10 protein-coding genes are annotated in these 8646 nt (G+C 71.6%); all 10 read right to left on the bottom strand.

Annotation, left to right across the window (positions count from 1 at the left end):
• Positions 1-29: 29 nt before the first annotated feature.
• The 10 genes from ACIBPC_RS32005 to ACIBPC_RS31960 all read right to left on the bottom strand — a co-directional run bounded on the left by ACIBPC_RS32005 (position 30) and on the right by ACIBPC_RS31960 (position 8582).
• Positions 30-464, bottom strand: a complete 435-nt coding sequence (locus ACIBPC_RS32005) for a protein kilB (protein ID WP_398849620.1) — start codon at positions 462-464, stop codon at positions 30-32.
• 19 nt (positions 465-483) lie between these two features.
• Positions 484-870 carry a hypothetical protein gene (locus ACIBPC_RS32000; protein WP_398849618.1) on the bottom strand — a complete coding sequence of 129 codons (387 nt, stop codon included), beginning with the start codon at positions 868-870 and terminating at the stop codon, positions 484-486.
• Between the two features lie 286 nt (positions 871-1156).
• On the bottom strand, positions 1157-3418 hold the full coding sequence (locus ACIBPC_RS31995) for a hypothetical protein (protein ID WP_398849616.1): 2262 nt from the start codon (positions 3416-3418) through the stop codon (positions 1157-1159).
• Positions 3419-3514: 96 nt separating this feature from the next.
• Positions 3515-4501 (bottom strand): hypothetical protein, encoded by a 987-nt coding sequence (locus ACIBPC_RS31990; protein ID WP_398849614.1) that lies wholly within the window; start codon positions 4499-4501, stop codon positions 3515-3517.
• A gap of 66 nt (positions 4502-4567) precedes the next feature.
• Positions 4568-4792, bottom strand: a complete 225-nt coding sequence (locus ACIBPC_RS31985) for a hypothetical protein (protein ID WP_398849612.1) — start codon at positions 4790-4792, stop codon at positions 4568-4570.
• Positions 4793-5490: 698 nt separating this feature from the next.
• Positions 5491-5628, bottom strand: coding sequence for a hypothetical protein (locus ACIBPC_RS31980; protein ID WP_398849610.1), 138 nt, complete (start codon positions 5626-5628; stop codon positions 5491-5493).
• 259 nt (positions 5629-5887) lie between these two features.
• Positions 5888-6106, bottom strand: a complete 219-nt coding sequence (locus ACIBPC_RS31975) for a hypothetical protein (protein ID WP_398849608.1) — start codon at positions 6104-6106, stop codon at positions 5888-5890.
• Positions 6107-6383: 277 nt separating this feature from the next.
• Entirely contained in the window at positions 6384-7628 is a 1245-nt protein-coding gene (locus ACIBPC_RS31970; RefSeq protein ID WP_398849606.1) for a hypothetical protein, read from the bottom strand.
• Positions 7629-8130: 502 nt separating this feature from the next.
• Positions 8131-8355, bottom strand: a complete 225-nt coding sequence (locus ACIBPC_RS31965) for a pRL2-19 (RefSeq protein ID WP_398849604.1) — start codon at positions 8353-8355, stop codon at positions 8131-8133.
• Positions 8355-8582 (bottom strand): hypothetical protein, encoded by a 228-nt coding sequence (locus ACIBPC_RS31960; RefSeq protein WP_398849602.1) that lies wholly within the window; start codon positions 8580-8582, stop codon positions 8355-8357. The genes ACIBPC_RS31965 and ACIBPC_RS31960 overlap by 1 nt, the downstream gene beginning before the upstream one ends.
• Positions 8583-8646: the final 64 nt, after the last annotated feature.

The raw sequence follows: 8646 nt of genomic DNA, 5'->3' as shown, positions 1-8646 counted from the left end.
CCGGGTGGCGCCCGCCGGGTGAGGGTGGGTCAGGCGGCGAGGTGGCGTCCGGCGGCGGCGACCAGGGCGTCGGAGGCCCTGATCGCTGCCTCGCGGTAGGCGGCGAGGTGGGTGAGGTCGTCGCGTCCCCGGAGTGCGTACGCGGCGGCGGCGGCGTCCTGTGCGGCGTCAGCCAGGGTCGGCATGAGGAGCTGGACCCGCAGGAGCGGGGCGGTGATCGCGGAGCGGCTGGAGTGGGACTCGGCGCGGGCGGCGGACCAGTCCCCGCCGTCCAGCCGGATGGACTCCCGCATCCACATGATGCGGCGGTGGTCCGCGAGCCGGGCGACCAGTTCGGTCACGGCCTCCAGGCCCTCCGTGCGACGGGCGTCGGCGCGGGCGGTACGGGCGGCACGGGCCTGGTGGCCGCTGGTGATCCCGACTCCGGCGAGCGTGCCGAGTACTGCGATCAGGGTCTGCCACATGATGGTTGGTCCTCTCAGCTCAGCGGTTGCGGACGTTGACGTTGACGCGGACGCCGGAGGACTGGCCGCCGCCGCCGCGAAGGAACGTGGCGAGGACGAGCACGCCCAGGAGAAGCGCGAGCCCGGTCGTTGCGGCGGCCAAGGCCTGGAGCGCGAACCCGAATCCGAGTCCGGCGGCGCCGATGCCGATGCCGCCGCAGAGGAAGCGGGCGGGCCACGGGTCGCGGCCGGGCGCCGGCGGAACCGGCGCGGCAAGCGGCTGGGCGACGAGCTGGTGCACGGTGACGGGTGCCACGGCCGCGTTGAACGCGTGCTGCTGGTACGGGATCAGCGCGGCATCGGGGGAGGGGTGCGAGTAGATCGGGGTGCCGTCGGCGAGGTAGGTGGCGGTCTGGGGAGCGGGCATGTCGAGTGCCTTCCGCTGTAGTCCAAGCGGTCCGTATCGGGCCGCGTGGTTCAGTATGTACCACTCGGGCGTGGGGTGCAAGGGGAGTCGGCAGGTGCCGTGTGCCGGGAACGCCAAAACCCCCCTCCCAGGCGCCTGGGAGGGGGGTTCGGGGTCCATCTGCCGTATCTGCTGCGGGATATGTTCCCGCAGGTCAGAGGCGGTTTTTATCTGCCGATCCATCTGCCGTGCATCTGCCGCATCTTCGCGGCCATCTGACGCCGTGCGACAGATGCGCGACAGATACTCAGGCGCCCTTCGCCCGGTAGTCGGCCGCCGCCTGGACCATGTCCGAGAGGTAGACAGCCCGGCCACGGCCGAAGCTGCGAGCCGTCGCTCCGAACGAGCTGAGAGCCCGCCCGAGGCCGACGACGGACAGCTCGCCGTACGTCTCCGGGTCCTTCTGCTGGAGCGCGGCCAGGATCTCCTTGGACTCCATCGCCGGGCCGTCGTGGTCCTGGAGCACGGCGAGCGCGGCGGCCGGGAGCTCGGGCAGCGGGAGTTCGGGCGCCGGGTCGGCGTACTCGCCGTCCTCGGTGAGCTCGTCCTCGGCCGGGGCCCACGTCTCGATCGTGTCCGGGAGCGCGGCCAGCTCCTCGATGCCCGCGACCCGCAGCGACTCGGCGTCGAGCTGGGGGAGCCCGGCCATCTTGCGCTCCATCGCGCGCTGTTCCGCGTCCTCGTCGTCCAGCCACGCGAACCGGTACGGGATCGGCTCGGCGTGACGGCCGGACTTGATGTAGCAGACCGACGCGTCACGGGGCTCGTTGCCTTCGGCGGGCTGGAGCCGGTGCGCGGCCCAGCCTTCCGCGATTGCGCCGGCGCCCATGAGCCGGGTGACGTCCTGGCCCTGGCAGGGGAGCGCGATCCGCAGCGGCACCGACGCCGGGTCGGCCGCACCGAGGAAGTCCTTGCTGGCGCCCTGGGCGGCCATCAGCACGTTCACGGCGGACTTGCGGCCGGTCCGGATGATCTCGGAGACGAGCGGGAACAGCCCGGCGGCCACCAGTGCCGGGTACTCGTCGATCAGCAGCACGAGCGCCGGGTGGGTAGGGGAGGGCTGCCAGTTGCGGCCCATGCCCAGCTTCTTGAACAGCCGCGGGCGCCCCTTCGCGATGGCCAGCGCGTCTTCCAGCACGATCTTGGCCGCCGCCTTGCTCGTGGCACGGCGCTGGATCGCGGCGCCCATCGGGTCCAGGCCCGCGCCGGACGAGCCCAGGTCGATGTCCCACACCGCGACGTCCTCGCACGCGGTCAGCGCTTCCGCGATGTCCAGCAGCGCGGTCGACTTGCCGGAGCCGGGGCCGCCGATCAGGACGCCGTTGGTCCGCAGCAGCGGAAGCGCCAGCGGGGCCTGGGTCAGGCACCGGCCGACCGGGATGTCCTCGGCCACCTTCTGCGAACGCGGCGACCGGTACGGGAGGCCCGCCATGCCCTTCCAGGGGTCCTTGCCCAGGGCCCGGAGGGTGAACAGCGGCCGGGCCTGGCTCGACTGCTGGATCAGGATCGATCCGGGGCGGGCGACCAGGCACGCTTCCAGGTCGTCCAGCTTCGCGGTGACGTCAGCGGGCTTGGCCTTGAACAGCTGCACTCCAGCCTCGAAGCCCCAGGCGTGCCCAAGCACGCGCACAGAAGCCACCTTGACCCCCAGATCCTCCTCCAGCGCGTCCTGCAGCATGCGACCGAAGGCGGCGGGGGTCATCCCAGGGTCCAGGACGCGCGCCTCCATCTGCTCCGACCACTCCTTGTCGCCGTCGTACCGGCGGCCGGGGAAGGTCGCCGCGAGGAACACGGTGGAAAGGCCGGCGGCCAGACCGGACGTCCCGAACTCCGCGTACGCGGTCGCCAGTCCGCCCAGCACCGGGGCGTACACCGCGCTCCCGCGCAGGAGTCGGCCACGGCGAGCGGTGCCCCGCGCCTTTTCCCAGTTCTTCGTCGCCTCGGCCAACACCTCTGCCTGCTTCTCTGCGGCCTTGTGCTTGGCCTTGCGGTCCAGGACCGCCATGCGCGCCTTACGGGCCGTCTGGCGGGCTTCCACGGCCGCGATACGGGCGTGCTCGCCCGCCGCCTGCGCGGCAATGCCCTCGGTACCGGCGATCCAGTCGTGCGTGCGCTTCACGCCGCGACCGGCGCGGGGGAGAGCACCGTGCGGGCCGGACTGGCGACGCACCCAACGGCGGGCCCGGCGGGCCGCCTGCCGCTGTGCGTACTTCCGGCGGGCCTGAACACCCTCCAGAGACCGCGTCCAGGACGGACGCAGGGGCGCGTCACCTTCCGGGTCTTCCGGGATCGCCCACTCGTCCACCACCGACGGCTCGGGCGCCTGCGGCGGCTCGGCGGGCATCGGCGGGATCTGCGCCGGAATCGGGCTGATCGGAGCAGGAGCCGGGCCCTCGGTGCCGGTGCCCGGCAACGGCTGCTTGACGAACCGGTCTTGCGCGTTCACGAGGTCGCCCATCGGGTCCTCACTCGTCGTCTCGGGGAACTGGCTGTGCGTGATCTCAGACATGATGTTTCTGCCTCACCTGAGTGGAGGGGTGCGAGGCCCGGTCCGGCCGTAGGAAGTGGGACCGGGCCCGCGTGATGACCGTGCAGCAGGAAGCGGTCAGGCCGCTTCGTCGATGACCGTCTGGCCGGGAATCTCGGCCGGGGCCGACAGGGCGTCGCGGACCTCACGGGCCCGCTTGGCGCCGATCCGAAGGGCGAGGCGGATGCCCTCGGCGGTCTGCTCGGCGGCCGGGAGTCGGCTCGCCTCGGAGATCAGCTCGTCGAGCGATCGAGTCGGGCGGGGAGCCGACTTGGCGGCAGCCGGTACCCGACCGGTCGCCCGGCGCGGGCGCGGCCCGGTCGGCTCGGTAATCGACTCAGGGGCCGTCTGCGGCTCCGGAGCGGCCTCTTGGTCGTACACCGACTCTTCGAGGTCATCGGCCGACCGTACGACGCTCTCAGGGCCGGAGTCGGGCGTTTGGTCGATCTCCGGAAGGGCGACCGACTCAGCGGCAGCGAGCCGGACCGACTCCGCGAACTGCTGCCGGTAGGGCACCGCCGCCTCCGCGAGGATGAACAGCAGGACCGGCAGCGCGGTGTGGAGCACGATCGAGGCGACGTCGAGTCGGGCCCAAGACGCCCAAGAGTTGAGCACCAGAGTCGCCGCCGCCGCGTACCACCTCAGTCGGGTCGCCCAGTCTCCGGCGTCCAGCCCCCGGCGGGAGAGGACCGCGTCCCCGATCAGCGCCGCGATCAGCGCGAGGTCGATCGCCGGGGCGAGGAAGTACGCGATCGGGTCGTCCACGTGGTTGTCCAGGGCGAACTGGTGGATGTTGCCGAGGCTGAACGCCATCGTCAGCACGGCGACGAGCGCCAGGACCACGTCCATGGCTCGGGCCGCCTGCCGGGCGGCGGCCACCTGCGTCTGCCGGGCCGCGGCTTCGAGGTCCTGGACGCGGTTCGCGGCCTCCCAGACCGCGACGTCCTGCTTGCTCGCGCCGGACGCCTCCAGGCGCAGCCGGTCCACCGCCCGGCGGGCAGCCGTGAGCTTCTTCGAGTAGGTGGCTACCGGGGCGGTAGCCTGAGAGTCGATCTGAGCGGGCATGTCGAGTGCCTTCCGCTTGGGTCGAAGGCCATCCGGTGTCCAACCACCGGGTGGCCGCTTCTGTTGTCAGGCGCCCTTCGCGCGCCAGGCCCGGATCGTGCCCCGCGCCAGCGCAGTCAGTTGCGCGATCCTGCGCTCCGAGACCTCCACCGTCAGCGCCTCCAGGACCAACGGCCGCAGCTCGGAGTCGATCTCATCCAGTCGCGCCAGAAGCTCCATGCGCTCCTGGCCCAGGGGCGTGAGCGCCGCTTCGGCGTCCGCCCGCATCTCTGCCGGTGTCTTCTGTGCCATGCGGTACAACATAGACCACGCGGCCAGAGTTGTACAACCCCTGCGTACAGACGCGCCCAGTGCCCGTAATCCTCCGTGGCCAGACCGTGCGCGACTGCGGCGCCGCCGGACTATGAAAGACGGCTAGCGGCGAGAGGGGTGGGGTCGCTCCGCGTCAGTCAGCCGTCTGCCGGGCGATCACGGGGCCGGTCGCCGTACCGCCGCCGTCACGGATGGCAGGCGCGTACGCGGCCCTGCGGCACCGGGAATTGGCTGGCGGGGGGCAGCTGCTGCCGCGATCGGGTTGCGACCGGCGGAAGACGCCGAAGGCTTCGGTACCGGTCTCGCGGTGGCGGGGGAGCGTGTCGTTACGTCATCCCGTGCCGGGAGCCAGCTCGGCCCGATCCGCCGGCCGAACCGCACGGCAGGCGGATCTCATCAACGCGCCGCCCCACAAGACCGGCCGCGTTCGCACGTCCCCATGGTTCGCACATCGACGACGAGCACCAGGACGACGAGCACGACCAGGACGACGACGAGCCGCAGCATTTGCACGGCCCACGAATCCCCACACCTATGCATCACGATCCGACGGCCGCCGCCGAAAAGGCCGGCACTTCCCCTGGGCCAGGAGCGCATGGAGCTTCTGGCGCGACTGGATGAGATCGACTCGTCCGGCCGCCCACCGAGGGCATTCGCAATGTCTGAGGTGTGACCGATCAGGTCATCGCGCAGCGAGCGGCGCAGCCGAGCACGACGAGCACCAGGACGACGAGCACGACCAGGAGCACGACGAGCACCAGGACGACGACGAGCACCAGGAGCACGAGCACGGCCAGGAGCACGAGCAGCTGCACGACGACGCACGACCAGAACGGTCACACCTCTTGCACTTCGGCACCGGCCGGTCGGCCGGTGATCAAACAGGGGTGATGGACCAAGGGGGTTCCCCGCCCCCGGGGAACCCCGACCGCCCTTGGTCGGGCGCCCCGTGAGCATTGCTCACGGGATAACTTGCTGCCTCAGAAACCGGTAGCAAGTTGGTGCTTACTGACCCCAGAAACGGAAAATGCCGCCCGGGGACGGGCGGCATTTTCGGGGTCCGGCGACGTCAGATCATTCGTCCTCGTCGTGCAGGTCGAGCGCGACGATCGCGTCCAGCCGGATCGCGATCCCCGCCCTGCCCGGGCGCCCGAACACCACGAACGGCCGCTCGCCCGGCTTCGACGGCGATTGCAGCCGCTCCACGTGGTCGGCCAGGTCGAACCCGGACATCGTCACGACCTCCGCCCGCTCGCGTCCGCCGATCTCGTACCGCACGGTCATCAACTGCATGTGGTTCCTCCAGGGTTGCTCAACGGGTTGCCCAGCTGGTTGTCCAACGGGTTGTCCAACGGGTTGCCGTACAGGTTGCTCAACGGGTTGCGTGGCATTTTTCGGCGCCCGCCCGTTACCGCAGATCAGTCCCTGTGGGTCAGCGGTGGGTCAGCGCCGACACCTCTCCCCGGACCGGGGAGAGGTCACTACTCCACCCCGGCCGGGGCCGATTCGCAGCCGCGACCCGGTTCTGCCGGCCGAACCGCATGGCAGGCAGAACCTCTGTGTGGGCGCGCTACTGGAACAGGCCGCGCGACAACCGCCGGTTGTCGGCAGCCGCCCGGAGCCGGGCCAACTTCGCTTCCGCCGCCTCGGCCGACCGCCGGGCCGCCGCCGGGTCCTGGATCCGACTTTCCAGCGCGCGGGCGAGCCCGGCCGCGATGGCCGGGCCGTCGTTGACGCACAGGAATCCAGCGCCGGACGCGAGCCGTACGACCGGCCGCCGGACCTTGCGGTACCGGGTTTTGGTCTGCGGCAGGTACGCGGTTCCCGCGATCCCGATCACGTCGCCGTACTTCGAGCGGACCTGTCCGCCGCCGACCGTCCGCCGCACGGTCACCTGTCGCGTGACGCCCTGCGAGCGGGCGAGCCGCCGCATCGTCCGGGCGACGAACACGGCGTCGGCCGGGGCCAGCTCGACCCCGGCGGTCGCCTTCTCCAGCCCCTTGTAGCCCCAGAACCGGCCGGGGCCGCAGCCGGGCGCCTGCCATTCCTCCGGCACCTGGTTCTGGTACTCCTTCGCCCCGTAGGAGCCGTGCTTGGTGAAGTAGATCGCGAGCCGACGCGGGTCAGTCATGCGCTCGCCCTCGGCGCCGTCGACGGCCGTACCGGCGCGCAGGTGGCGCCGCCGTTGCTCGGTGATGTGCTCCTGGCGGTCGGCGTCGGGGCTCGCCTTGAGCGCGGCTTCGACATCGCCGAACACGACGTCGGTCCAGACGACCGACAGCCACTGCTTGTAGGTGAGCCCGTCACCCACGGCTGGGCGGTAGCGCACCTGCGTGAGCCGCCGGAACTCTCCGGCCGGGCCCTCCGGCTGCGGGCCCCAGAGGTGGACGTGCGGGGCCCCACGGCGCTGAAATTCGAGCTTCCAGATCCCCGGCCATTCGAAGCCCCAGGCGCGGGCGAACCGCTTGTAGAAGAGATCCATGTGCTTCTTCACAGCCTTGCCGGTCGGCGCGACGGCCAGCCAGTCACCCGGATACGTGAGCGTCGTCATCGGCAGCCGGAGCCCGAGCCGCAGCAGCGGCGCGTAGTCGAGCTCGGCCAGAATCCGCGTCATCCGGGCCCGGCTCTTGGCCGACCACTCCTGGACGACGCGGGACGGCTCCAACTCGGCCGGGTCGTCGCAGTACTCGGCCCGGTACCGGGCCAGGTCGGCAACCCTCTTCCGCGTCGCCTCCTGTGCCCGCTCCGCCGTCCGCTCCCGCCGGGCGACGTCCGGCCAGCTCACGGAGACGACGCCCGGCGCGATCGTCAGCACGGGACGCGGACCCTCTCGCCCGTCCCAGCCCGCCCGCCGGGCGAACTGCCCGGCCGCCGCCGACACCAGATCCGGGGTCGGGAAGGCCAGCGGTCGCGCGGCGCGCTGACCTGCGTTTTCGCTTACACGGGAAGATGTGGCACATGTAACAAGCCCCTGGGCGGCGGCGCCGCCGTGGGTGGCCGTGGCCGGGCCTGTGACGGCCCCGGACGCACGGGACGGCTCCGCCTGCCCCGGCGCGTCGGCCGGGCGGACTGGAGCCGCCTGCGGTGTCTCTCGTACGATCGGCAAAGCAACGTTTCCTGTCTCGGTTTCGGCGAGATGGGAGGCGGCGAGCCGGGGAGGTCAGAGACCCCGGCTCGTGCCATTTCTGGGACTAGGGACGATCCTGGCACTGAAGTGCCGGAACATTGCCCCCGGTCCGCGTGTCGGGCCGTGTGGCCCCTGTGGTCTGACGGTCCGAAAGAAGCCCCGCCGGTGATCCGGCGGGGCTTTCTGCTGGTCAGATGCGGGTGATGCCGCCGTCGTCTCCGGCGGGGCGGGGCTGGACGCTGATGCGGATCGTGCCGGTGCCGGGCAGCGGCTCCATGGCGATGGCGTGGAAGCTTCCGTCGAGTCCGCCGATCGCGTCCCGGTCGAAAGCGCCGGCGGGCAGCTCCATCGCTCCGCCGTGGTGCATGAGAATCGCGATCAGCATCGCGTGCGACATGTCGGCCGGGGTGGTCATCACGCCTCCTCGCGCGCCGAGCGGACGACCATCAGGGCTGCCTGCGGGAGGTCGGCCACGTAGTCGAAGTGCTTCAGGCCGACGCCGTGGCGGTGGGCGGCCTCCAGCATGTCCCGCAGGAGAGCGGCGGCGTCGGCCTGCTCGGCCGGGGTGACGGCCGGTCCGCCGAGCCGGGCGGCGGACGCATCGATGCGGGCGGCGATGTTGTCGAGCTGAGCCTCGTTCATGGGGTTCCTCCTGGGTGGTGGGCGGCGGGCGCCGGGTGGCGCCCGCCGGGTGAGGGTGGGTCAG

It is taken from the genome of Streptomyces sp. NPDC049879 (assembly GCF_044461265.1).
Classification (GTDB): domain Bacteria; phylum Actinomycetota; class Actinomycetes; order Streptomycetales; family Streptomycetaceae; genus Streptomyces.
Note: the sequence above shows the minus strand (reverse complement) of the source record. Positions and strands in the feature narration are given on the sequence as shown.